Genomic DNA, 355 nt, shown 5'->3' with positions numbered 1-355 from the left:
GCGCGCAGCCGTTCGGCGACCTGCACCAGCAGCGCGTCCCCGACCGGATGGCCGAGCGTGTCGTTGACGATTTTGAAGCGGTCGAGGTCGAGGAACAGCAGCGCGGATTCGCGATCGGCGGCGCTTGCGGCGTATTCGGTGATGTGCTGGCGGAACAGCGTGCGGTTGGCGAGATTGGTCAGGCTGTCGTGCATGGCGAGATGCGCGATCTTTTCCGAAGCGGCCTGCTTTTCGGTAATGTCTTCATGGGTGACGACAAAGCCGCCGTCCGGAAGCCGCATCACCGTCATGGTCATGACACGGCGGTCATCCAATTCGACCACGCGCTGCGAGGTCTGGTAGGTGCCGCCATGGG

At 63.7% G+C, this 355-nt stretch carries 1 protein-coding gene; it reads right to left on the bottom strand.

Annotation, left to right across the window (positions count from 1 at the left end; all coding sequences use genetic code 11):
• The coding region (locus AC1D0P_RS32645; RefSeq protein ID WP_477680509.1) for a diguanylate cyclase domain-containing protein at positions 1 to 355 on the bottom strand (355 nt) is incomplete at both ends.

It is taken from the genome of Polaromonas sp. P1_G2 (assembly GCF_056405515.1).
Note: the sequence above shows the minus strand (reverse complement) of the source record. Positions and strands in the feature narration are given on the sequence as shown.